Annotated in this window: 20 protein-coding genes and 1 riboswitch; of the genes, 15 read left to right on the forward strand and 5 right to left on the reverse strand. The window is 66.5% G+C overall.

All coding sequences use genetic code 11. The annotated features are described in order from the left end of the window. Positions 1 to 112: 112 nt before the first annotated feature. Positions 113 to 415 (forward strand): hypothetical protein, encoded by a 303-nt coding sequence (locus tag EJJ38_RS15095; protein WP_127090943.1) that lies wholly within the window; start codon positions 113 to 115, stop codon positions 413 to 415. Positions 416 to 550: 135 nt separating this feature from the next. Next, the gene (locus EJJ38_RS15100; protein ID WP_127090944.1) at positions 551 to 2752 is read left to right on the forward strand and encodes an FUSC family protein; all 2202 of its coding nucleotides are present in this window, start codon (positions 551 to 553) and stop codon (positions 2750 to 2752) included. Positions 2753 to 2764: 12 nt separating this feature from the next. Here EJJ38_RS15100 and EJJ38_RS15105 read toward each other — a convergent pair whose 3' ends face one another. After that, on the reverse strand, positions 2765 to 2959 hold the full coding sequence (locus EJJ38_RS15105) for a hypothetical protein (protein ID WP_127090945.1): 195 nt from the start codon (positions 2957 to 2959) through the stop codon (positions 2765 to 2767). 167 nt (positions 2960 to 3126) lie between these two features. Then, positions 3127 to 3717, reverse strand: coding sequence for a CarD family transcriptional regulator (locus EJJ38_RS15110; protein ID WP_127090946.1), 591 nt, complete (start codon positions 3715 to 3717; stop codon positions 3127 to 3129). A gap of 496 nt (positions 3718 to 4213) precedes the next feature. On the opposite strand from EJJ38_RS15110, the gene ahcY reads away from it, so the two are divergent. The 3 genes from ahcY to EJJ38_RS15125 all read left to right on the forward strand — a co-directional run bounded on the left by ahcY (position 4214) and on the right by EJJ38_RS15125 (position 9066). After that, a complete protein-coding gene (gene ahcY / locus EJJ38_RS15115; protein WP_127090947.1) occupies positions 4214 to 5608 on the forward strand; it encodes an adenosylhomocysteinase in 1395 nt (464 codons plus the stop codon). 290 nt (positions 5609 to 5898) lie between these two features. Next, entirely contained in the window at positions 5899 to 7785 is a 1887-nt protein-coding gene (locus EJJ38_RS15120) for a potassium transporter Kup (RefSeq protein ID WP_205666181.1), read from the forward strand. 240 nt (positions 7786 to 8025) lie between these two features. Then, positions 8026 to 9066: a putative bifunctional lysylphosphatidylglycerol flippase/synthetase gene (locus EJJ38_RS15125; protein WP_127090948.1), complete on the forward strand. Its 1041-nt coding sequence runs from the start codon at positions 8026 to 8028 to the stop codon at positions 9064 to 9066. 65 nt (positions 9067 to 9131) lie between these two features. Here EJJ38_RS15125 and EJJ38_RS15130 read toward each other — a convergent pair whose 3' ends face one another. Beyond that, entirely contained in the window at positions 9132 to 9734 is a 603-nt protein-coding gene (locus EJJ38_RS15130; protein WP_127090949.1) for a hypothetical protein, read from the reverse strand. Between the two features lie 449 nt (positions 9735 to 10183). On the opposite strand from EJJ38_RS15130, the gene EJJ38_RS15135 reads away from it, so the two are divergent. From EJJ38_RS15135 to phoB, 7 genes are all read left to right on the forward strand, one after another. Next, on the forward strand, positions 10184 to 11494 hold the full coding sequence (locus EJJ38_RS15135; protein WP_127090950.1) for an ATP-binding protein: 1311 nt from the start codon (positions 10184 to 10186) through the stop codon (positions 11492 to 11494). A 135-nt stretch (positions 11495 to 11629) separates the two neighbouring features. Then, positions 11630 to 12673: a phosphate ABC transporter substrate-binding protein PstS gene (gene pstS, locus EJJ38_RS15140; protein WP_127090951.1), complete on the forward strand. Its 1044-nt coding sequence runs from the start codon at positions 11630 to 11632 to the stop codon at positions 12671 to 12673. A 365-nt stretch (positions 12674 to 13038) separates the two neighbouring features. After that, the gene (pstC, locus tag EJJ38_RS15145; protein ID WP_127090952.1) at positions 13039 to 14016 is read left to right on the forward strand and encodes a phosphate ABC transporter permease subunit PstC; all 978 of its coding nucleotides are present in this window, start codon (positions 13039 to 13041) and stop codon (positions 14014 to 14016) included. Positions 14017 to 14035: 19 nt separating this feature from the next. Next, positions 14036 to 14869, forward strand: coding sequence for a phosphate ABC transporter permease PstA (pstA, locus tag EJJ38_RS15150; protein ID WP_127090953.1), 834 nt, complete (start codon positions 14036 to 14038; stop codon positions 14867 to 14869). Between the two features lie 94 nt (positions 14870 to 14963). Next, positions 14964 to 15788 (forward strand): phosphate ABC transporter ATP-binding protein PstB, encoded by an 825-nt coding sequence (gene pstB, locus EJJ38_RS15155; protein ID WP_127090954.1) that lies wholly within the window; start codon positions 14964 to 14966, stop codon positions 15786 to 15788. Positions 15789 to 15807: 19 nt separating this feature from the next. After that, positions 15808 to 16533 carry a phosphate signaling complex protein PhoU gene (gene phoU / locus EJJ38_RS15160; protein WP_127090955.1) on the forward strand — a complete coding sequence of 242 codons (726 nt, stop codon included), beginning with the start codon at positions 15808 to 15810 and terminating at the stop codon, positions 16531 to 16533. 19 nt (positions 16534 to 16552) lie between these two features. Beyond that, positions 16553 to 17254: a phosphate regulon transcriptional regulator PhoB gene (gene phoB / locus EJJ38_RS15165; protein WP_127090956.1), complete on the forward strand. Its 702-nt coding sequence runs from the start codon at positions 16553 to 16555 to the stop codon at positions 17252 to 17254. Between the two features lie 146 nt (positions 17255 to 17400). Here phoB and EJJ38_RS15170 read toward each other — a convergent pair whose 3' ends face one another. Next, positions 17401 to 18504: a 2'-deoxycytidine 5'-triphosphate deaminase gene (locus EJJ38_RS15170; protein ID WP_127090957.1), complete on the reverse strand. Its 1104-nt coding sequence runs from the start codon at positions 18502 to 18504 to the stop codon at positions 17401 to 17403. Positions 18505 to 18605: 101 nt separating this feature from the next. Next, a riboswitch (SAM riboswitch) is annotated at positions 18606 to 18684 on the forward strand. 54 nt (positions 18685 to 18738) lie between these two features. On the opposite strand from EJJ38_RS15170, the gene EJJ38_RS15175 reads away from it, so the two are divergent. The 3 genes from EJJ38_RS15175 to EJJ38_RS15185 all read left to right on the forward strand — a co-directional run bounded on the left by EJJ38_RS15175 (position 18739) and on the right by EJJ38_RS15185 (position 21981). Further along, positions 18739 to 19941 (forward strand): O-succinylhomoserine sulfhydrylase, encoded by a 1203-nt coding sequence (locus EJJ38_RS15175; protein WP_205666182.1) that lies wholly within the window; start codon positions 18739 to 18741, stop codon positions 19939 to 19941. Between the two features lie 141 nt (positions 19942 to 20082). After that, entirely contained in the window at positions 20083 to 20475 is a 393-nt protein-coding gene (apaG, locus tag EJJ38_RS15180; protein ID WP_127090958.1) for a Co2+/Mg2+ efflux protein ApaG, read from the forward strand. Between the two features lie 6 nt (positions 20476 to 20481). Then, positions 20482 to 21981, forward strand: coding sequence for a TrkH family potassium uptake protein (locus tag EJJ38_RS15185; RefSeq protein WP_127090959.1), 1500 nt, complete (start codon positions 20482 to 20484; stop codon positions 21979 to 21981). Between the two features lie 94 nt (positions 21982 to 22075). Here the strand turns inward: EJJ38_RS15185 and EJJ38_RS15190 are convergent, their stop codons facing one another. Beyond that, positions 22076 to 23071 (reverse strand): Hsp33 family molecular chaperone, encoded by a 996-nt coding sequence (locus EJJ38_RS15190; RefSeq protein ID WP_127090960.1) that lies wholly within the window; start codon positions 23069 to 23071, stop codon positions 22076 to 22078. Positions 23072 to 23099 lie beyond the last annotated feature (28 nt).

Below are 23099 nucleotides of genomic sequence, written 5' to 3' on the forward strand. Positions count from 1 at the left end.
GAACCGCTTGCCGGCGTTCATTCCTCAGACACGCCGCGCCGCTCCCAGACAGCGCCGCGCGGCGAGGCGGGCATGCGATCCGCTCCCGTCGGCAGCAGGAATGGAGACTGACATGAAGACTCTCGTTGCGACCGGTTCCGGCCTTCTCGCCCTCGCCCTCGCCGCCAGCATCGGCGCCCCCACCGGCGCCATGGCGGACGATTCCGTGACCAAGGTGAATGACAGCGTGATCCAGACCCAGCAGATGGACTATCTGTCCCGCCACGGCGGCTATGTGATCCAGCAGGATCAGTATTCCGCGGGCGTGGGTGGGCGCAATTCCACCATCGTGAGCCCGGCGCCACGGGTCTATGTGCCGGTCATGCCGTCCGCCAGCTACGTGGTGGCACCGAGCGGCGCCTATATGGTGCGCTAAGGCGCCCGCGGGGCTGTCCGGCCTTTCCAGCCTCACCAATTTGAAAGACACTGCGGTTTAGATGCGGGCGGGCCTCCGGGCTCGCCCGCATGCGTGTGCGGGCGGGGAAGGCCCAAAAGCGAGGGGGACGGATTGGTGTCGGAACCCGAGGTCGAGCCGAGGGCGGCGCGACCGCTGCTGGAAACCATCGGGGCGTGGCTGGATCAGCACGACCCCGGCAGGATCGATACGACGCGCGCCCTTCACCTGGCGGTCTCCTACAGCCTCGTCATCGCCCTGGGCTACGCCACATCGCGCATTTTCGCGCTGGGCCTCGACGTGATCTTCCCCATGGCGGGCGCCATGACGGCGCTGGTTCTGGTGCTCTCCACCCCTGCCGCGAACCGGCGCGCCGAGGCGCGGGACTTTGCGCGCGCATTCGGCATCACCTTCAGCCTGCTCATCGTCGTCTTCATCATCGGCCCAGGAGAATCGCCCTCTAACGGCATGCTGCTGAAGCTCCTCCTGGTGCCCTTCACCGGCCTTGCTTTGTATGTGCGGCGGTTCGGCATGGCAGGCCAGCGGCTGGGCTTCACCATAGTGATCATTCTCACGGTCGCGGCGGTCCTGCATCCGACGCGGCTGGAAATGACCTATCTGCTGGCGGCAAGCCTCCAGGGCGCCGTGGTGACGGTGCTGGTGCGCCTGATCCTTCCCCGGCCGGACGCCATGAAGGTCTATCACGACACGGTGGAGGCGGCGGGCAACGCCATGGGCGCCTTTCTGGTGGACCTGGCCTATTGCGTGCGCGAGACGAAGCCGCTGCCCACCCCGTCCGAATATCTGCTCGACCTGACCCGCGTGCGCGTGCGCGCGGCACTGGTCAATGCCAGCGCCCAAGCCCCGTCCGCGCGGCCCTATATCGAGGCGGTCCGCGCCCGCGCCTATCGCCTGCGCATCGCCTCCCAGTTGCTGGGCGACAGCGTGCCCCGCACCGACGATGCGAAGGCGCCCTGGCGCCTGCCCTTCGCCACGGCGGCGGACTTCATCGCCCGCCACCTCCAGAACGGCCTGAGCGAGCCCTTCCCCGAAAAGGCGCGCATGGAAGAGGCCATCGCCCGCTTCCGCAAGGAAGCCATGTCGCCGGACATGGACCCGGCGCTCCAGCTTTCCCTGCTGCGTTCCGTCACCGCCATCGACCGGATCGCCCTGGTGGTGGGTGAATTGTCCAACCTACAGAGCGAGGGCCCCGAGGTGCTTCGGCAGAAGGACATGCCCGTACCGCCGAGCCCCAAGACGGCAGGCGGCCTTAGCCAGGCCGCGAAGGTCGCCATCCAGGGCATGGTGGCGACCACCATCACCACCACCCTCGACTTCGTGCTCGACCTGAACCACGCCTATTGGGCGACCATGACGGTCATGTTCGTGCTCGGGAACAGCCTGGGCGAGACCTATGTGCGGGCCCGCTACCGTAGCGTCGGGACGGTCATCGGCGTCATCGTCGGGTTCGGCCTCATCGCGGCGCTGGAAACCCACATCTGGCTGCTGGCGGGGATCTGCCTCGTCGGCCAGATGATCGGCCTCGTCACCAATCGCGACCGCTACGACGTGGCATCGGCGGCCACCGGCCTTTCCATCCTCATCGCGCTGCATCTGGTGACCGGGCTCGGCACGGACGGCATGGTGGCGCGCATCTATGAGACGGTGATCGGGGCGGCGGTCGCCCTCGCCGCCTCCTGGCTGATCCTGCCGGTCTTCGCCGCCGACCAGATCCGCGGCCAGGTCATCGACCTGGTGCGCCGGTCGCGCTCCGCTTTCGCGGAAGCCTGGCCGCGTGGCAATGCCACAACGTCACGCAACATCACGGTGGGCATGACGCTGGAATTGCGCGGGCTGGCCGACCGGCTGCCGCAGATCGGCGCGGAAACCGCACTCGGGCACAGGTCAGCGGGAGACGTGGTTTCCCTCGTCTCCACACTGGAAGTGCTCACAACCTATCTGGGCCTGCTGGAGGACGTGGCGCACCGCCTCGCCCGGTCGGCGCCCAAGGCCGAGATCGTCACGGCGCTGGAAGCTGCACGGGCGCGCACGTTGCGCGCCTTCGACGCGGCATTGGGCGATGCACCGCCCGCCTCGCGCACCACAGAGGCGTCGGAGCTCAACGCAGCCCTCTCCACGGCGCTCACCAACGCGCCAGATCCCGACACGCGCCGGATTTTGCCGCTGGTGGCGGATTATCTCAGCTTCTCGGACGCCGTGCTGCGGCCCCTGCACGACGTGGGAACCATACTGGTGCCGGACAAGCAGCCGCCGGCCCCGAAGAAAGGGCCGGCATCCGCCGTCGCGCAGCAGGGCTGAGGCCGGGCGGCCTCAGCATTCGCCCTTCTGGTGATCGCGCTGCTGCTGGTCGCGGCAGGGATCCACCCGCCGCACCTGATGCTGCTGGCGCAGGGCGGCCGATACCGCCGGCGTCATATCGGAATGGATCTGTCGCTTGTGATCCGGGGTCCGGGATGCGCCGGAAGACGGCGCGGATTGGGTGCGGACGTGACTCAGATGGTTCATGCCATCCTCCGTTCTTGCTTCTTATGCCCCCGCAGGTTTTCCCGCAGCCGAATGTAACACGCCCGGAGGTCATCCGGTTCCCGGTTTGCGAAGGGCAAAAGAAAAAGGCCCGGCAAATTTGCCGGGCCTTTTCAAAAGATGCTGACCTGACCTCGGCGGCCCTGGTCTCAGGCGGCTTCTTCCGCTTCCATCTCGCTGTCGGCCTCGGCCTCCACTTCCTCGGCCTTGGCGCCGGCGCGGCGCGGACCCTTCTGGAGATTGGACTCGATCAGCTTCACCGACTCGGTCTCGGTGATGTTCTGCACCGCCGAGAGTTCGCGGGCCATCCGGTCCAGGGCGGCTTCGTAAAGCTGCCGCTCGGAATAGGACTGCTCGGGCTGGGCGTCGGACCGGTAGAGGTCACGCACCACTTCGGAGATGGCGATCAGGTCGCCGGAATTGATCTTGGCTTCATATTCCTGCGCGCGGCGGCTCCACATGGTGCGCTTGACGCGGGCACGACCCTTGAGGGTCTCCAGGGATTTGGCGACAACAGGCGCCTCGGACAGCTTGCGCATGCCGACGGACGCAACCTTGGGAACGGGCACCCGCAGGGTCATCTTGTCCTTTTCAAACGAGATGACGAAGAGCTCAAGTTTAAAGCCAGCGACTTCTTGCTCCTCAATGGACACGATACGGCCGACACCATGCGAAGGGTACACGATGTGTTCACCCGTCTTGAAACCAAGGCGGGCTTGCGCGCTCTTCTTTGTCGACATGCTTTTGACCACTCCTGATCCGGCCCTGAGGCCGGACCGTTAGCGTTCGTCCGCTTCTTTCGGGCAAAGCCCGAGCGGCGACGCACTTGCGCTGGCGACTAGACCGTGGTGAATGAGACCGTCGGTCTGCTCATCAATCGAAGCCAAAACCCATTCCGCCGCGCCCACGCCGTCATATCGGCTGGATGCCTATGTCTCGCAGCAGGTTTGCCGAGAAAGCGCCACTGGTCAGGCACGTTGCGGAAGGTGCAGGAAGCAATCGACTGTAAAAGCTTGTATAACACAAAAACGGCCTGAATCAAAGCGCGTGCATCCAATCCTCGCCCGCCGGCGCGCAGGAGACGTATGCACCATACGCAGCACGCGCGATTCCCGACCTGAATCAAGGATATAAATATTTCCTTATATCCAATTTGCCGCCCCACACGCATCGTGCTACAGGCTGCCCGCGATGGACGGCCGCCGTGCGCGTCCAGGATGGACGGAGTGAACGCGCATGACCGACTATGTAGTCAAGGATATCAATCTCGCCGACTGGGGCCGCAAGGAACTGGACATCGCCGAGACCGAAATGCCCGGCCTCATGGCCACGCGCGCCGAATACGGCCCGTCGCAGCCGCTGAGGGGCGCCCGCATCGCCGGCTCCCTGCACATGACCATCCAGACCGGCGTGCTCATCGAGACGCTGAAGGCGCTGGGCGCCGACGTCCGCTGGGCCTCGTGCAACATCTACTCCACCCAGGACCATGCAGCCGCGGCCATCGCCGCCGCCGGCACCCCGGTCTTCGCCATCAAGGGCGAGACCCTGGAGGAATACTGGGACTACACCCACCGCATCTTCGAGTGGGCCGATGGCGGCGTGCCGAACATGATCCTGGATGACGGCGGCGACGCCACCCTGCTCATCCATCTCGGCCTGCGCGCGGAGAATGGCGACACCGCCTTCCTCGACGGCGCCACCAACGAGGAAGAGTCGGTCCTCTTCGCCGCCATCAAGCAGCGCCTCGCCACCAAGCCCGGCTGGTACACGCAGATCGCCAAGTCGGTGCGCGGCGTGACGGAAGAGACCACCACGGGCGTGCATCGTCTCTACGAAATGCAGAAGAAGGGCACGCTCCTGTGGCCCGCCATCAACGTCAATGACAGCGTCACCAAGTCGAAGTTCGACAATTTGTACGGCTGCCGCGAGAGCCTGGTGGACGGCATCCGCCGTGGCACCGACGTGATGATGGCCGGCAAGGTGGCCATGGTCGCGGGCTTCGGCGACGTGGGCAAGGGCTCGGCCGCTTCGCTCCGCAATGCCGGCTGCCGCGTGATGGTGTCCGAGATCGACCCCATCTGCGCCCTGCAGGCGGCCATGGAAGGCTATGAGGTCACCACCATGGAAGACGCCGCGCCGCGCGCGGACATCTTCGTGACCACCACCGGCAACGTGGACGTGATCACCGTCGATCACATGCGCGCCATGAAGGACCGCGCCATCGTCTGCAATATCGGCCACTTCGACAGCGAGATTCAGGTCGCCGGCCTGAAGAACTTCAAGTGGTCGAACGTGAAGCCGCAGGTGGACGAGATCGAGTTCCCGAGCGGAACCCGCATCATCCTGCTGTCCGAAGGCCGCCTCGTGAACCTGGGCAATGCCACCGGCCACCCGAGCTTCGTGATGTCCGCGTCCTTCACCAACCAGACGCTGGCCCAGATCGAGCTGTGGACCAAGCCGGGTGCGTATGAGAAGCAGGTCTACACCCTGCCCAAGACGCTGGACGAGAAGGTGGCGGCCCTCCACCTCGACAAGATCGGCGTGAAGCTCACCAAGCTGAACGACAAACAGTCGGCCTATATCGGCGTGTCGCAGGACGGCCCGTTCAAGCCCGAAGCCTACCGCTACTGAGACTTGCGGGTCGACCGGCGCGGCGGTCCGCCGCGCCGGTTCCCATGCCCGCGCATCTGGACCATTCCATAAGGTCAGCGCGCGCATTGTCATCAGCCGCGATCAGAGCTAGGTGTGTGGTCTCTACGCACGGCGGTGGCATGCCGGGGGGCTGACTTGGACGGTGTAGACACAGCGAAGGTCCGTTCCTTCGCCGGAAACCATCGGCGGACGGACATCACGCGGAAGCCGGGCACGGTCCCGCCTGTTCGGGACGCATCGGCTATCACCTGTTCGGGCATCGCCATCTCATGTCGCTGAGCCTCCTGCGTGGCCGGCAGTTCGCGCTGCCCTTCGCCGCCGAGATCGGCGCGCTCGGCGTCGTGTTCGGCGATATCGGCACTAGCCCCCTCTACGCCCTGAAGCAGGGCGTGCTTGCGGTGGGCGGCACCAATTTCCTTCCGGGCGACGTGCTCGGCCTGCTCTCGCTCATCACCTGGAGCATTATCCTCTCGGTGACCGTGAAATATGTCATGCTCGTCCTGCGGGCGGACAATGACGGGGAAGGCGGCATCCTCGCTTTGGTGACCCTGCTGGACCTGCACCGCAGCGCCATCGGGCTGCGCTGGTACCTGCTGGCTGCCGGTCTTCTGGGAGCCGCCATGCTCATCGGCGACGGCGTGCTGACGCCCGCCATGTCGGTTCTCTCCGCCATTGAGGGCCTGAAGGTGATGGCCGCGCCCCTGGACCATTGGGTGGTGCCCATCACGGTCGTCGTGCTGCTCGGCGTGTTCCTGTCCCAGCGCCTGGGCACCGAGCGGATCGCGAGCTTTTACGGCCCCATCATGCTGCTGTGGTTCGGCTCCCTCGCCATCCTCGGCATCTACGGCATCTCCCATGCGCCGGAAGTCCTGCAGGGCTTTGATCCCCGCCATGGCTTCCGGGTGCTCGTGGACCATCCGGGGCTGGCCGGCGTCATCATCGGCGCCTGCTTTCTCGCCATCACCGGCGGCGAGGCGCTTTATGCGGACCTCGGCCATTTCGGCCGCAAGGTCATCGCCCGCGCGTGGCTCTACGTGGCCATGCCGGCGCTGCTGCTGAACTATTACGGCCAGGGCGCCATCCTGCTGCGCGACCCCAATGCGGTGCGCAATCCCTTCTACGACCTGTGCCCCGACCTGCTGGACATTCCCCTGCTGCTGCTTGCCACGGCGGCCACGGTCATTGCTTCGCAATCCATCATCACCGGCGTATTCTCGCTGGCGAAGCAGGCCATCGAGCTTGGCTATCTGCCACCCATGCGCATCCGCTACACCAGCGAGCATAACGAGCAGCACATCTATGTGGGGCGCCTGAACTGGCTGCTCATGCTGGCCTGCATCGCCGTGGTGATCGGCTTCGAGGCCTCCGACGCGCTCGCCTCGGCCTACGGCATCGCGGTGGCTTTCGCCATGGTGACCACCTCCATCCTGTTCGTGGCGCAGGTGAACCGGGCCTGGAACTGGCCGAAGGCTGCGGTGATCCTGCTGGGGGTCTGCCTGTTCAGCCTCGACAGCGCCTTCGCCACCGCCAACCTCACGAAGATCCATGACGGCGGCTGGCTGCCGCTCAGCATCGCGGGCCTCGTGATCCTGGTCATGGTCTCCTGGCGGCGCGGGCTGGAAGGGGTGGTGGCGCAGCAGGTCCGCTTCACCGAGCCGCTGGACAGCTTCGTCGATCGCAAGGAACGGGCGGGGGATGGGGAAAGCCCCCGCACGGCCATCTTCCTGTCGCGCGCGGGCGCCATGACGCCGGTGGCGCTCTCGCGCATGGCGGATGTGATGAAGGTCCGCTTTCAAAAGTCCGTCATCGTCTCGGTCTGGATCGCATCGCGCCCCCGCGTCTCCGTGGACCAGCGGGTGCGCGTGACGGTGATGGATTCCAGCTTCGTGCGCGTGGACCTGCGCTTCGGCTACATGCAGCAGATCGACGTGCCGTCCGTCCTCGGCCCGGCGCTCAGCGCCCGCGGCATTGATCCGGATGAGGCCATCTATGTGATCGGGCACGAGCGCATCATCCCGCCGGACGAGATCCTGCGTCCGCGCGATCTTCTGGGCCATGTGTTCGCCTTCCTGGCGCGCAATGCCGAGCGCTCGGTGGACCGTTTCGGCCTGCCGCGCAACCGCACCATGGAGATCGGCTATCCGGTGAAGCTCTGAGGCGCCGTCGGGGACAGCGCCTTGGGATGGCCGCGAAGTGGAGCTAGGGCAGATGCGCGCACGGCGCGGCGCCCGGCCCCTCCCCGGTCGGGGCGCTCGCAAGGCGACGTTACGTAAAGGGGATACTCAGTCTCCCCCAAAAATGTTTGTCTAGAGGGCGATTCACCGTTCAGCCTGGGTCAAGCTGAACGGGTCAGGCTCCAAGGCGCCGATGCGTCAGGCCGGGGGGAATGGTGGTTCATGTCACGAGTGTGGATCTTCCTGCGCGACCGCGTCGGGCTTCATGGAATCGGATTGGTCCTCAGCCTGGCCATCATCGCATTCGCGGTGGTCGTGCTCTGGAACATGCTCCAGGGGCTTGAGTTTTCCGAGGTGGTGGACGCGCTGAAGGACAAATCGCCGGCCCATGTGCTGGCGGCCTTCCTCCTGGTGTGCTGCGCCTATCTCACACTGACCCTCTATGACTTCTTCGCGCTTCGGACCATCGGGCGGGATCATGTCCCCTACCGTGTCGCCGCCATGGCCGGCTTCTGCTCCTATTCGGTGGGGCACAATGTGGGCTTCACGGTCCTGACCGGCGGCTCGGTGCGCTACCGCATCTATTCGGCCTGGGGCCTGACGGCCATCGACGTGGCGAAGATCTGCTTCGTGGCGGGCCTCACCTTCTGGCTCGGCAACATCGCCGTGCTGGGGCTCGGCATCGCGATCCATCCCGAGGCGGCGACGGCGGTGGACCACCTGCCGCCCGTCATCAACCGCATTATCGGCATCGCCGCGCTGGCGGGCCTCGTGGGCTATATCGTCTGGGTCAGCATGGCCCCGCGGAAGATCGGGCGCTCCACCTGGTACGTGACGCTGCCTGCCGGCAAGCTGACCCTGGTCCAGGTGGGCATCGGCATCCTGGACCTCACGCTGTGCGCCGCCGCCATGTACATGCTCATGCCGGCCAGCCCCTATATCGATCCCATTTCGCTGGCGGTCATCTTCGTGACGGCCACGCTCCTGGGCTTCGCCAGCCATGCCCCCGGCGGCCTTGGCGTGTTCGATGCGGCTCTGCTCGTGGCGCTGCCGCAATTCGACAAGGAGGAGATGGTCGGCGCCCTCCTCCTGTTCCGGCTCTTCTATTACATCGTGCCCTTCGCCTTCGCCCTGTTGATCCTGGGCAGCCGCGAACTCATGCTCAGCATCCGCAAGCGCAGGGCACGTGCCGCCGAGGCCGCAGGCATCTCGGCCAGCGCACTCGCTCCGGGCAAGGAAGCCGCGTCAAAGCCCGCGGAGTGAGGCGCGGCGCGCGCCTCACCTCACATATTGGCCCCTGACCGGGGCCGCCCCGGCTTCGTATGGGGTCAGTTCTTTAGAAGCTTGCCGAGGCCGGGAAGCAGGTTCGCGGCACCCGGCGGCACCTTCATGATCTGGGTGCCCGGCGGCGGTGCGAACAGATCGGCGCTCTGCGGCGCGCGGCTCACGAACGTCGCCTCGTAGACGAGTTGCTTCTTGCCTTTGCTCTCCACCTCGGTGCGCAGCGGAATGCCGTCGGCGGTAATGCAGACAAAGGCGGGCGTCTCCAGGTCCGCGCTCTTCTCCACGCGCCAGACATCGCAGGCCTCACCCGCCGCCTGACCGACACCGATCTTCTCCCCCTCCCCGCGGGGGAACGCGGTGCGGTAGGCCGGAGGCACCTCGGCCTCGACCGCAGCCTTGGGGATATCCGGCAGCATCATCAGCATCTTGTAGCGCTTGAGGTCGATGATGCCGAGAACGGGCGCGGGCATCTTGCCGCCCGACAGATGGATGCGCAGGCGACCACCGCTCTGCGCCAGCTCCATGGCGACGCCCTGCTGAACCTTGGCCTTCAAGGCGAAATCCGTCTGCGGAACAGGAAGCTGCTCGGCGAACGCTGCGGTGGCGGACAGGCAGAGGGCGGCAACGGAAGCAATGGAGCGAAGCATGGGCAAAACCTTCGGCGAGGCTGGTGCTCTCGAGTGTGATCGCACTCTTTCAATGAGTTAGAGACTGATTCACCCGCCAAGTTGAACCAACCGGGCGGGATCAGGCTCTAACGGGAAAGCGAGCCGGTTGGAAGCATGCGGGCGGGGGCCGGCCACGGCGCGGGCATCGGCGTTCCGGCGCAACCGCACGTCCAGGCTCACCGATGCCCACGGCTTTTCCGAGGCACGCGCGGCAGCGCGGCTGGGAGTTGTGTCGTATTGCGTTCGTGAAGCCGTTGCAGCATATGCCAAATCAGAGCGGAGCCGGAGATCGCCATGGTGGTCCGGCCATCCCTCAGAACCGCCGGTTCGGCGCGGGAGGATATCTTGCGGAGGAAGTGCAGCCGAACGCGCGCCACGCCTGTTCGTGACGCGGGCGGCCAGATCGGCGCGCACGCGGAGCGCGGATCATGACCCTGGCTCCGCACGGCGCCCCGCGGCTTCGCACGCGCCGCGGCCGTCTCCTGGTCCTGGCCGGGATCGTCGGCATCCTCGCCCTCGCCGGTTCCGTGCTGGACCTGGTCCATCCCGCCTATGTGCTGGTCCTCGTCGTCGCGGCGCTCGCGACCGCCCTCCTGCTGGGCAACGAACCCGCTGCCCCGGCCGAGATCATCCCCGCCGCCGCGCCCGTTCCGCCCCGCGCACGGGTTGAGACCGCAGTGGGTGCGCTGGTCGCCGCGTTGCCCGAACCCGCGCTGCTGCTGACGCCCGAGGGCGACATCCTGGTGGCCAATGCCCGCGTGGCGCTCTCCGTCGGCCCGGCCCGGGTAGGCGATCCCCTGTCCTACCTCGTGCGTGTGCCGGAAGTGTTGGAAGCGGTTCGCTCCAGCGCCAATGACGGCATTCCCCGCCGGGTGGAATTTGGCGAGCGAATCCCCCTCGACCGCTGGCTGGAGGCGCATATCGTGCCCCTGCGCCTGCTGGAGACGGCCGGAGGCGAAGCGCGTGGGCCGGACACCGTTCTGCTCACCTTCCGCGACCTCACCCAGCAGCGCCGGGTGGAGCAGATGCGCGCCGATTTCGTGGCCAATGCCAGCCATGAGCTGCGCACACCGCTCGCCTCGCTGTCCGGCTTCATCGAAACCCTCATGGGACCTGCGCGGAACGACGCGGCGGCGCGCGAGCGTTTCCTCGGCATCATGGGCGCCCAGGCCCGCCGCATGTCGCGGCTCATCGACGACCTGCTGTCGCTCTCCCGCATCGAGCTGAACGCCCATGTGCGCCCCGACACCCAGGTGGAACTGGGCATGATCGTCTCCCATGTCTGCGAGACCCTCTCCCCACTCGCCCGCGAGCGGGGCGTGGAGATCAACGTGACGCGGCCCGACGGGCCGGTGCCGGTGCTTGGTGACCGGGACGAGTTGATCCGCCTGTTCGAGAATCTGGTGGAGAACGCCCTGAAATATGGCGCGCCGGGCAAGCGCGTCGAGGTGACCATCGCCCTGGATGACGCCGTGTCCGGTGATGCGCTGGTAGCGGTGCGGGACTTCGGCCCCGGCATCTCGCCCGAGCACCTGCCGCGCCTGACGGAGCGCTTCTACCGGGTGGACGTTGTGGCGAGCCGCGACCAGGGCGGCACGGGCCTCGGCCTCGCAATTGTGAAGCACATCGTCGCCCGCCATCGGGGCAAACTCACGGTTGAAAGCCAGCCCGGACAAGGCGCCACGTTCACGGCGCGACTGGAGACCCTCGATAAATCAGAAAAGAACAAGCCTTTATAAAGGCTTAACACGTCATCCGACTGTCATCCAAGAGTCATAGAACGGTGGCGCCTGCCCGGTATTCATTCCGGGCCCTTGTTGCGTCTCGGCCCCGCAGGCCGACGGGCGACACCTGATTGGCTAGGAGACACCCCCGTGAAGCATTTCACCGTTCTTGGCGCAGCGATCGCGCTCGCCGGATCCTTGGTCGCTGGCAGCGCGTCCGCGGTTGACATCAACGGCGCCGGCGCATCCTTCCCCGCGCCTGTTTATCAGTCCTGGGGCGCGAAGTATAAGGAGAAGACCGGCAACGCCCTGAACTACCAGTCCATCGGCTCCGGCGGCGGTCAGAACCAGATCATCAACCGCACCGTGGACTTCGGCGCTTCCGACGCCCCCATGGCGGCCGACAAGCTCGCCTCCAACAACCTGCTCCAGTTCCCGACCGTGATCGGCTCGGTGGTCGCCACCGTCAACCTGGACGGGATCTCGACCAACCAGCTCAAGCTGACCGGCCCGGTGATCGCCGACATCTATCTCGGCAAGATCACCAAGTGGGACGACAAGGTCATCGCCGACCTGAACCCCGGCGTGAAGCTGCCCTCGCAGGCCATCGTGCCGGTCTACCGGTCGGATGCCTCCGGCACCACCTTCATCTTCACCACCTATCTCGCGGAAGTGAGCCCCGAGTGGAAGTCCAAGGTCGGCGCCGCCACCTCGGTCCAGTGGCCCACGGGCGCTGGCGCCAAGGGCAATGAGGGCGTCACCGGCAACGTGAAGAACACCAAGGGTGGCATCGGCTACGTGGAGTTCATCTACGCGGCCTCCAACAAGCTGGTCGTGACCCAGCTCCAGAACAAGGCCGGTAAGTTCGTCAACCCCGAAGTGAAGAACTTCGTGGAAGCCGCCGCTGCCGCCGACTGGGCCGGTTCCAAGGACTTCGCCGCCTCCATGATCAACACCGCCGGCGAAGGCGCGTGGCCGATCGTGAGCCCCACCTACATCCTGCTCCCGAAGAACCCCACCAATGTGGAGTCCTCTCGCGAGGTGATGAAGTTCTTCGACTGGGCCTACGGCAAGGAAGGCTCCGAGATGGCCGAGAAGCTGCACTACATCCCGCTTCCCGAGGCGGTTGTGGAGCGCATCAAGGCGGCCTGGAAGTCTGAAGTGAAGGCTCCGGACGGCAAGCCGGTGTTCTGATTGAAGCACCCGGCCCCCTTCTGCGGGGAACAGGAGGCTGGGTCGCCAAGCCCGGCGAGAGAGGATTTTCCTCCCTCGCCGGGTTCGGCCCCATGACGGACCGAAGTCCGAAAGACTGAAGACCAGCGGCCGGCGGCCGGAGCGTCCAGGGGGAGCGCTTCGGGATCGTGCGGCCGGCATATCAACCAAATGACGGGCCCTTGGCCCGGCCCTTCGTCGAATGCCCGGTAGGCCATCGCCTGCCCGCAGCGGACGAAGGCACACGGGCAAGGGCGAAACCGGCCACGGACGCGGTGCCGCGGGCCGAGGGTTGGGCAGTTCGGCTACGCGAAGGGCGTGGCGCGCGATTGGGGAAGAGCGGAACGATGGACGCGACGATCACAACCGCAAAGGCCGGGGCCCTGCCCCCCATCGACAAGGCGAAGCCCACCGGGGCTGTCTCCGATCCGATTTTCGTCGGTGCGCTCTGGGCGAGCGGCATCTTCGTATTGATTTTGCTGGGCCTGATCATCGCCCAGCTTTTCGAGGGCGGCCTTCCGGCGCTGCGCCATTTCGGCCTCGACTTTCTGTGGACCGCCACCTGGAATCCGGTGACCGAGAATTACGGCGCCCTGGTGATGATCTACGGCACGCTGTTCAGCGCGGTCATCGCGGTGATCTTCGCGCTGCCCCTGTCCTTCGGCATCGCCTTCTTCCTCACCGAGATCGCGCCCCAGGCGCTGCGCCGGCCCATCGGCGTCGCCGTGCAGCTTCTCGCCGCCGTGCCCTCCATCATCTACGGCATGTGGGGCTTCTTCGTCATCGTTCCGCTGATCGCGGCCTATGTGCAGCCCCCGCTGATCGACTGGCTGAGCCCGATCCCGGTCATCGGCGCGCTCTTCATGGGCCCGCCGCTCGGCTCCGGCATGCTCACCGCCGGCCTCATCCTGGCGGTCATGATCATCCCCTTCATCACGGCGATGTTCGTTGAGACCCTGGAATCGGTGCCCGCCATGCTCAAGGAGAGCGCGTACGGCGTCGGGGCCACCACATACGAGGTCTACAAGAACGTCTCCATCCCCTACGGCAAGACCGCCATGGTCGGCGCCATTATGCTCGGCCTCGGTCGCGCGCTGGGCGAGACCATGGCCGTCACCTTCGTGATCGGCAACGCGACCCGCCTCTCCGCCTCCCTGTTCGCGCCGGGCGCCACCATCGCGTCCACCATCGCGAACGAATTCCCCGAGGCGGCCCTGGGCTCGCTGAAGCTGACCTCGCTGCTGCAGCTCGGCTTCATCCTGTTCGTCATCTCCTTCATCGTCCTTGCACTCTCCCGCGCGCTCGTGCGCTCGCGCCTCGACTGACCGGGAAGGATAGAGAACCATGGCTTCCCTCGCCGCACGCCGCGCCAAGGACACCACCATCAAGGTGATCTCCACCGGCTTCGCCATCTTCGCCATCTTCCTCCTGGCGTGGATCCTCTGGACATTGGTTGCGCGCGGGGCTCCCGCGCTGAAGCTCACTGTCTTCACCAACGTCACCATGCCTCCAGGCCATAATGGCGGCCTGCTCAACGCCATTGTGGGCTCGCTCATCCAGATCGCCCTGGCGCTGGTGATCGGCGGCCCCATCGGGCTGCTCTGCGGCACCTTCCTCGCGGAGAACGGTAAGGGCACGAAGATCGGTTCCGCCGCCCGCTTCGTGAACGACATCCTGCTCTCGGCGCCCTCCATCCTGGTGGGCCTGTTCATCTACCAGTTCCTGGTGATCCCGTTCGGCGGCTTCTCGGGCTGGGCGGGCGGCATCGCCCTCGCCATCCTGGTGATCCCGGTGATCGTGCGCACCACCGAGGACATGCTGAACCTCGTGCCCGTGGGCCTTCGCGAAGCGGCTTTCGCGCTTGGCGCGCCGCAATGGAAGGTGGTGATGATGGTGACCTGGCGCGCGGCGCGCGCAGGCATCGTCACCGGCATCCTGCTTGCGGTGGCGCGTGCCGCCGGCGAGACCGCGCCCCTGCTGTTCACCTCGCTCGGCAACAACTCCTGGTCGGTGGACCTGTCCAAGCCCATGGCCAGCCTGCCCATCGCCATCTATCAGTATGCCGGTAGCCCGTTCGACGATTGGGTGGCCCTCGCCTGGGCGGGTGCGCTTCTGATCACCGTGGGCGTCCTGCTCCTCAACATCGCGTCCCGGCTGGTCCTGGCCCGGATGAAGTGACCCGGCGGCACCGCCGCCGAAACCGAAACGCCGAACCCTAGATCAAGCGCGGCCGCTCCAGGCGGCCCCAGACCCGAGATCGAAGAGGCAGACCATGACTTCCGCTGTGGACCCGACCTTCAACATCGCTTCGTCCGTGGCCGCCAAGCCCGACGCCCCGCCCGCCCCCACCAAGATCAAGGTTGAGGGCCTGAACTTCTATTACGGGCAGAACCATGCCCTGAAGAACATCAACTTCGATATCCCCGAGAAGCGCGTCACCGCGATGATCGGCCCGTCGGGCTGCGGCAAGTCCACGCTGCTGCGCGTGTTCAACCGCATGTACGACCTCTATCCCGGCCAGCGCGCCGAGGGGCAGGTGCTGTTCGACGGCGTGAACGTGGTGGGCAAGGAGTTGGATCCCACCATCGTGCGCACGCGCATCGGCATGGTGTTCCAGAAGCCGACCCCCTTCCCCATGTCCATCTATGACAACATCGCGTTCGGCGTGCGCCTGCACGAGAGCATCTCGAAGTCGAAGATGGACGAGCGCGTGGAAAGCTGCCTGCGCAAGGCCGCCATCTGGGAAGAGACCAAGGACCGCCTGCACACCTCCGCGCTCGGCATGTCCGGCGGCCAGCAGCAGCGCCTGTGCATCGCGCGCACCATCGCGGTGCAGCCCGAGGTGATCCTGCTGGACGAGCCCACCTCGGCGCTCGATCCCATCTCCACCTCGAAGATCGAGGACCTGATCGACGAACTGAAGCAGGACTTCACCATCGTCATCGTGACCCACAACATGCAGCAGGCGGCCCGCTGCGCGGACATCACCGCCTTCTTCTATCTCGGCGAACTGGTCGAGGTCGCGCCCTCCGACGTGATCTTCACCAATCCCAAGCAGATCAAGACCCGCGACTACATCACCGGCCGCTTCGGCTGACAGTCAAGGAAACGCGGACATGACCGAGCATACCGTCACGGCGTTCGACGCCGAGCTGAAGGAAATCGGCCGCAAGGTTGTGGAGATGGGCGGCCAGGCCGAGCGTCTCGTGATCGACGCGGTCAACGCCCTCATCCGTCGCGACACGGCCCTCGCCCATCGCGTCATCCTGCTGGATGCGAGCGTCGATGCCATCCAGCGCGAGATCGAGGAGAAGTCCATCCTCGTCATCGCCAAGCGCCAGCCCATGGCCGTGGACCTGCGCGAGCTGGTGGCAGCCATTCGCATCGCCAGCGACCTGGAGCGGATCGGCGACCTCGCCAAGAATGTGGGCAAGCGCGTTCTGGCCATCGAAGGCGAGTATCACCCGCAGAAGCTGGTGCGCGGCGTCGAGCACATGTCCGACCTGGTGCTGGAGCAGCTGAAGGAAGTCCTGGACGCCTATGCCGGCAAGGATCCGGCCAAGGCCCTCGCCGTGTGGCGCCGGGACAGCGGCATTGACACCATGTACACCTCGCTGTTCCGCGAACTTCTCACGTACATGATGGAAGATCCGCGGAATATCTCGGTCTGCACGCACCTGCTGTTCTGCGCGAAGAACATCGAGCGCATCGGCGACCACGCGACCAACATCGCCGAGACCGTCTACTACATGGTGTCCGGTGAGACGATCGCCGAGGAGCGGCCCAAGGCCGACATCTCCAGCGAGACCAACGTGGCCTTCCCCGGGCACGTGCAGGGGTAGTTTCCAGAGGTAAGCTCAAGTGCCCGCACGCATTCTCATCATCGAAGACGAGGAGGCCCTCAGCCTCCTCCTGCGGTACAATCTGGAATCGGAAGGCTACGCCGTCGATACGGTGATCCGGGGCGACGAAGCCGAGACCCGGCTGCGCGAAAGCGTGCCGGATCTCGTCATCCTGGACTGGATGCTGCCCGGCCTCTCCGGCATCGAGCTGTGCCGCAGGCTGCGGACCCGGCCCGAGACCGAGCGCCTGCCGGTCATCATGCTGACCGCCCGCGGGGACGAGACGGAGCGGGTGCGCGGGCTTGCCACCGGTGCCGACGATTATGTGGTGAAGCCCTTCTCCGTGCCCGAGCTTCTGGCGCGGGTGCGGGCGCTGCTGCGCCGGGCCAAGCCCGAGCATGTGGCGACCCTGCTGCGTGCCGGGGACATCGAGCTGGACCGGGAGACCCACCGGGTGCACCGGGGCGGGCGCGAGGTGCATCTCGGACCCACCGAGTTCCGGCTGCTGGAATTCCTCATGCAGAGCCCCGGCCGCGTCTTCTCCCGCGAGCAATTGCTGGACGGCGTGTGGGGACAGGACGTCTATATCGACGAGCGCACCGTGGACGTGCATGTGGGCCGCCTGCGCAAGGCCATCAATCGCGGCCGCCAGATGGACCCCATCCGCACCGTGCGCGGCGCGGGCTATTCCTTCAACGAGATGTTCGCCCGCGCCCATTGAGCGGCGCGGGTCGGGACGCTTCGCGCGCCCTGCGACCATCGGTACCGGCCTTTGACCTGTACCGGATGGGTTCGCTCAAGCGCTGCGCGGGCTCGAATGAAGGCCCGTGGCAAAACGCAGGTCCGCAAACGCACGCGCCCTCGGCCTCAGCCCACCGGGCGGAAGTGCTTGGACAGCTTCAGGCCCTGGCCCTGATAATTGGAGCCCAGTTCGCCATAGAGCACGTTGGGCCGCTGCTCCATGTGCTCATAGATCAGCCGGCCGACGATCTGCCCGTGCTCCAGGATGAAGGGCACCTCGCGCGAGCGCACCTCCAGCACCGCGCGGGCACCCGTTCCGCCAACCGCCGCATCGCCGAAGCCGGGATCGAAGAAGCCCGCATAATGCACGCGGAACTCGCCCACCAGCGGGTCGAACGGCACCATCTCCGCCGCATAGTCCGGCGGCACATGCACCGCCTCGCGGGAGGCGAGGATGTAGAAGGCGTCGGGCTCCAGGATCAGCCCCGAGCGGCCGCGCGCATGGATGGGCTCCCAGAAATCCTCCACGTCCAGCGCCGCGCGCTGGTCCACGTCGATGACCCCCGTATGCCGCTTGGCGCGGAAGCCCAGAAGGCCGTTCCAGGAGGCGGCGGACAGGTCCACGCCCACCGCGATGCCCCCGCCGGACACGTCCGGCGCGGCGCTATCCACAAGGCCCTGCGCAGCCTGGAGCGCGAGGAGGTCCGTGTCCGACAGGCGGCAGGCGCCGCGCCGGAAGCGGATCTGCGACAGCCGCGAGCCCGCCCGCACCAGGATGGGAAAGGTACGCGGGGAGATTTCCAGATACAGCGGCCCCTCATAGCCCGCCGGGATCACATCGAAGGCGCGGGCGCTGTCGGCGATGACGCGGGTGAACACGTCGAGGCGGCCGGTGGAGCTTTTGGGGTTGGTGGAGGCGGCAATATCGGCGGGTAGCTTCAGCCGCTCGGCCAGTTCCACCAGATAGACGCAGCCGGTTTCCAGAACCGCCCCATCCGCCAGATCCAGCTTATGCAGGCCAAGGTCCGAGCGACGTTCCGCCACGCTCTTGTCCGCCCCCGGCAGGAAGCTGGCGCGGATGCGCCATGCGGTGCGCCCAAGCCGCAGATCGAGGCTCGCGGGCTGGACCTGATCGGAATCGAAGGGATGCGCGCAGACGATGCCGCCCGCCGCATGCAGGGCCGAAATGGATTGGGCCGGCAGGATGCCCGCCTTGTGATGTTCCGCCACGCGCCACTGCTCCCCGCCGGACGTGGATCGGGGTCCGCACCCGTTCCGTTCGGTTTAACGGACGCATCCCTTGACGCCAAGGGCCAGGAGGGCTTTAAGCTTAAGTCCTTCGTGGTCATTTGAGCCGGCCGGCTTGCAGCCACGTTAAACAACTCGCTAAAAGGCCGGGGAACGAGAAGGGCGCGCTCGCGCGCAATCCGCGTATCCTCGGCCTCTGTTGGAGGCGCGAAGACCTTGGCCCACTCCTTCATTCCCGCCGATCCGGCCACGCTGCATCCCGATTCCCTGCTGGTTCACGGCGGTACCACCCGCTCGCCCTATGGCGAGACGGCGGAAGCGCTCTATCTCACGCAGGGCTTCGTCTATGACAGCGCGGAAGCCTGCGAGGCCCGCTTCAAGGGCGAGGATCCCGGCTTCGTCTATTCCCGCTACGGCAATCCCACCACCGCCATGTTCGAGACCCGCATGGCGCTTCTGGAAGGCGCCGAGGCGGCCCGCGCGACGGCCTCCGGCATGGCGGCAGTGCAATCGGCGCTGCTGTGCCAGTTGCGGGCGGGCGACCATATCGTCGCGGGCCGCGCGCTGTTCGGCTCGTGCCGCTGGATCCTCGAAGACTTCCTGCCCCGCTTCAACGTGACCACCACGCTGGTGGACGGCGCGGACCTGGATGCCTGGCGGGCGGCGGTGCAGCCCAACACCAAGCTCTTCTTCCTGGAAAGCCCCACCAATCCCACGTTGGATCTGGTGGACATCGCCGCCGTGGCCGAGATCGCCCATGCGGCGGGCGCGCGCCTCGTGGTGGACAATGTGTTCGCCACGCCCCTGCTGCAGAAGCCCATGCAGCTGGGCGCGGACATCGTGGTCTATTCCGCCACCAAGCATATTGACGGCCAGGGCCGGTGCCTGGGCGGCGTGGTGCTCGCCTCGGAGAAGTTCGTCACCGACCATCTCCAGACCTATCTGCGCCAGACCGGCCCCTCCATCTCCCCGTTCAACGCCTGGGTGATGCTGAAGGGCCTGGAGACGCTGTCGCTGCGGGTGGAGCGCCAGCAGCAGAGCGCCGCACGCCTCGCCGACACCCTGGCGGACTTCGCGAAGGTGGAGAAGGTGGTCTATCCGTTCCGGCCGGACCATCCCCAGGTGGAGCTGGCCCGCCGCCAGATGAAGGGCGGCGGAACGCTGGTCACCTTCGTGGTGGAAGGCGGCAAGGCGGGCGCGTTCCGCTTCGCCAATGCGCTGCGCCTCATCCGCATCTCCAACAATCTTGGGGATGCCAAGAGCCTGCTCACCCATCCCGCCACCACAACGCACCAGCGCTTCACCCCCGAGGCGCGGGCCGAAATGGGCATTTCGGATGGCCTCGTGCGGCTCTCGGTGGGGCTGGAGGATGCCGGCGACCTTCTCGCCGATATCGAACAGGCGCTGGCGAAAGTCTGACGGCAGGGAAAGGTCCCTGTTGCGCCCGGCCGCCTTCGCGGCTTCACTAGCCACGCGGCGGCGCCGGTTCGCTCCGGCCCCGCTTCAAGGGAGACGCGCGAGACACCGCGCTCCCGGCGCGGCGAGACGAGGAGCGGCGGCATGTACCGGGCGACCACCCGCCAGATCCAGGTGACCGCGACGCCGCGTTTCGTGGCTGAGCGTTCCGACCCCGAACAGAACCGCTTCTTCTGGGCCTATACGATCGAGGTGGTGAATCTCGGCCGCGGTACCGTGCAGCTCAAGCGGCGCCACTGGATCATCACCGATGCGCGCGGCCATGTGGAGGAAGTCCACGGGGCAGGCGTGGTGGGCGAGGAGCCGATCCTCCCCCCCGGCGGGCGGTTCGAGTATACGAGCGGAGTGCCTCTGGGGACGGCCACGGGAATCATGAGCGGAAGCTATGACATGGTGACCGACACCGGGGAGACGTTCCCGGTGGAGATTCCGGCCTTCTCGCTGGATTCCCCGCATCTGCGCCGCATCCTCAACTGAGGCTTCATGGACACCGCCAAAGCGCCCCGCCTTCCGGTGCAGTCCGGTATCGGCCTCGACCTGCGCCCCATCGCCGGCCCCCTCGGCCTGATCCTGGCCGGCCTCGGCGTCAGCATGCTCGTGCCCGCACTTGCCGATTTCTCCGTGAAGGCCAAGGGCGCGGACGTGTTCGTCGGCACGGCTGCGATCACCATATTCGTCGGCGTCCTCATGTGGCTGTCGGGCCGGTCCGCGGAACCGATCCGCAAGATCGACCTGCGGCAGGCGTTCCTGTTCACGGTCTCCATGTGGCTGCTGCTGTCGGTGTTCGCGGCCCTGCCTTTCATCTGGGGGCCCGCCAACCTCTCCCTCACCGACGCCATGTTCGAGAGCGTTTCGGGCCTCACCACCACGGGCGCGAGCACCATGTCGGGGCTCGATGCCATGTCCCCCGGCACGCTTTTGTGGCGGGCGCTGCTGCACTGGTTCGGCGGCATCGGCATCGTGGTGCTGGCCATTGCGGTTCTGCCGTTGCTCTCCATCGGCGGCATGCAGCTGTTCCGCACGGAATCCTCCGACAAGTCCGAGAAATTCCTGCCGCGGGTCGGCGCCATCGCGAAGGGCCTGCTCCTCGCTTATGTGGTGCTGACCGCCGCCTGCACCGCAGCCTATCTCCTGGCGGGCATGGAGGCTTTCGACGCGGTCACGCTGGCCATGTCCACGCTCTCCTCCGGCGGCTTCGCCAATTCGGACTCCTCCCTCGGCGTGTTCGCGAACCCGGCGGTGGATTATGTGGCCGTGTTCTTCATGCTGCTGGCCAGCCTGCCTTTCCCGCTCTATCTGCGCGCCTTGTCCGGAGACGTGACGCGGCTGTTCACCAATGCGGAGGTCCGGCTGTTCCTGTGCATCGTGGCGGCCTTCACCTTCGCTTTGTTCGCCCAGCAGGTGTTCCAGGGCATTGCGGAGGGCGAGACGGCGTTCCGCAACGCTTTGTTCACGGTCACCTCGCTCCTGTCCTCCACCGGCTTCATGTCGGTGGACTACACCCATTGGGGGCCGCTCTCGGACACGCTGATCTTCGTGCTGCTATTCCTGGGCGGGTGCACGGGCTCCACGGCGGGCGGGCTCAAGGCCATGCGCCTCTCCATTGCCGCCAAGGCAGTCCGCCAGCATCTCAAGCGCATCTTCTATCGCAACGGCGTGTTTCCCATCCGCTATGGCGGGGCGCCGGTGGCTGATGATGTGGTGGCCTCGGTGCTCGGCTACATCTTCTTGTACTTCGCCATCTTCCTGGTGGCGGGCGTGCTGTTGAACATGATGGGGCTGGACCTGCGCACGGCCTTCTCCGCCTCCATCTCCTGCCTGTCCAATTCCGGGCCGGGCCTCGGCCCCGTGGTGGGGCCGGCGAGCAATTACGGCTCCCTTCCCGACCCCGCCATCTGGGTGCTCACGCTGCTCATGCTGCTGGGGCGGCTGGAGATCCTGACGGTGTTCGTCCTGTTCCTGCCCAGCTTCTGGTCGCGCTGAGAAAGATCCGCCGCCCTGCCGGGCATAAAGCCCGGCAGGGCGGCTGGGGCCCCTCGCGCTCATGCGCTTTATGACTGTCGAACGCCTACCGCCTTCAGGCGTCGGAGTGGCCGAGCACTTCCTCCGCCGAGAAGCCATAGGTGCGCCCGCAGAATTCGCAGGTCACGCCCACCGTCCCGTCCTCCTGGAGCATCTCGCGCCGCTCGCTCTCCTCGAAGCTCGCGAGCACGCCCTTCACGCGGTCCCGGTTGCAGGTGCAATGGGCCGTCATGGCCACGGGCTCGAACACCCGCACGCCGCGCTCGTGGAAAAGCCGATAGAGCAGGCGCTCGCTGGGCAGATCGCGGTCGATGAGTTCCACGTCTTCCAGCGTGCCCACCAGCGACTGGGCCTCCGTCCAGGCATCGTCATCATCGGCCCCAGGGAGCGCCGCGCCTTCCGGGGCATCGCCGGGATGCAAGTCTGCCGGCGCCGCGCGACCGGATTCCTGGGGCAGGAATTGCGCCAGCAGCCCGCCCGCCCGCCAGGACGAGGCTTCCCCGCCCGCGCGCATCTCCTCGCCCACCGCGAGGCGCACCTGGGTGGGGATCTGCTCGGACTGCTGGAAATACTGGTGCGCGGCAGCTTCCAGCCCCTCCCCGTCCAGGGCCACGATGCCCTGGTAGCGATTGGCGGACAGGCCCTGGTCGATGGTCATGGCGAGGTGACCGCGCCCGAGCAGCGCGGCGGGGGTCGCCTGATTGGTCTCCTGGGCCTTGGCGAGCGCATCGACATCGAAGCGGGCATAGGCGCGGATCTTGTCCGGGCTCACGAAATCCACCACCACCATGCCCACCGGCCCATCGGTCTGGGTCTGGAGGATGAAACGGCCCTCGAATTTCAAGGAACTGCCCAGCAGCGCGGTCAGCGCCACCGCCTCGCCCAGCACGCGCTTCACGGGGGCGGGATAATTGTGGTGGGCCAGGACCGCGTCCAAAGCCGGGCCGAGCCGCACGGTACGGCCCCTGATGTCGAGCGCATCCACCTGGAAAGGCAGGATGGCATCATCGAGGCCCTCCAGCTTCGCGCTCCAAGACGTGTCCTTCGCCATGTCGAACCTCGAACACCCGGCCACGGAC

This window comes from Aquabacter cavernae (assembly GCF_003993795.1).
GTDB lineage: Bacteria > Pseudomonadota > Alphaproteobacteria > Rhizobiales > Xanthobacteraceae > Aquabacter > Aquabacter cavernae.

Coding starts and splice junctions, on each gene's coding strand:
- EJJ38_RS15095 (WP_127090943.1), top strand. CDS start 113: ATGAAGACTCTCGTTGCGACCGGTTCCGGCCTTCTCGCCCTCGCCCTC.
- EJJ38_RS15105 (WP_127090945.1), bottom strand. CDS start 2,959: ATGAACCATCTGAGTCACGTCCGCACCCAATCCGCGCCGTCTTCCGGC.
- EJJ38_RS15110 (WP_127090946.1), bottom strand. CDS start 3,717: ATGTCGACAAAGAAGAGCGCGCAAGCCCGCCTTGGTTTCAAGACGGGT.
- ahcY (WP_127090947.1), top strand. CDS start 4,214: ATGACCGACTATGTAGTCAAGGATATCAATCTCGCCGACTGGGGCCGC.
- EJJ38_RS15120 (WP_205666181.1), top strand. CDS start 5,899: ATGTCGCTGAGCCTCCTGCGTGGCCGGCAGTTCGCGCTGCCCTTCGCC.
- EJJ38_RS15125 (WP_127090948.1), top strand. CDS start 8,026: ATGTCACGAGTGTGGATCTTCCTGCGCGACCGCGTCGGGCTTCATGGA.
- EJJ38_RS15130 (WP_127090949.1), bottom strand. CDS start 9,734: ATGCTTCGCTCCATTGCTTCCGTTGCCGCCCTCTGCCTGTCCGCCACC.
- EJJ38_RS15135 (WP_127090950.1), top strand. CDS start 10,184: ATGACCCTGGCTCCGCACGGCGCCCCGCGGCTTCGCACGCGCCGCGGC.
- pstC (WP_127090952.1), top strand. CDS start 13,039: ATGGACGCGACGATCACAACCGCAAAGGCCGGGGCCCTGCCCCCCATC.
- pstA (WP_127090953.1), top strand. CDS start 14,036: ATGGCTTCCCTCGCCGCACGCCGCGCCAAGGACACCACCATCAAGGTG.
- pstB (WP_127090954.1), top strand. CDS start 14,964: ATGACTTCCGCTGTGGACCCGACCTTCAACATCGCTTCGTCCGTGGCC.
- phoU (WP_127090955.1), top strand. CDS start 15,808: ATGACCGAGCATACCGTCACGGCGTTCGACGCCGAGCTGAAGGAAATC.
- apaG (WP_127090958.1), top strand. CDS start 20,083: ATGTACCGGGCGACCACCCGCCAGATCCAGGTGACCGCGACGCCGCGT.
- EJJ38_RS15185 (WP_127090959.1), top strand. CDS start 20,482: ATGGACACCGCCAAAGCGCCCCGCCTTCCGGTGCAGTCCGGTATCGGC.
- EJJ38_RS15190 (WP_127090960.1), bottom strand. CDS start 23,071: ATGGCGAAGGACACGTCTTGGAGCGCGAAGCTGGAGGGCCTCGATGAT.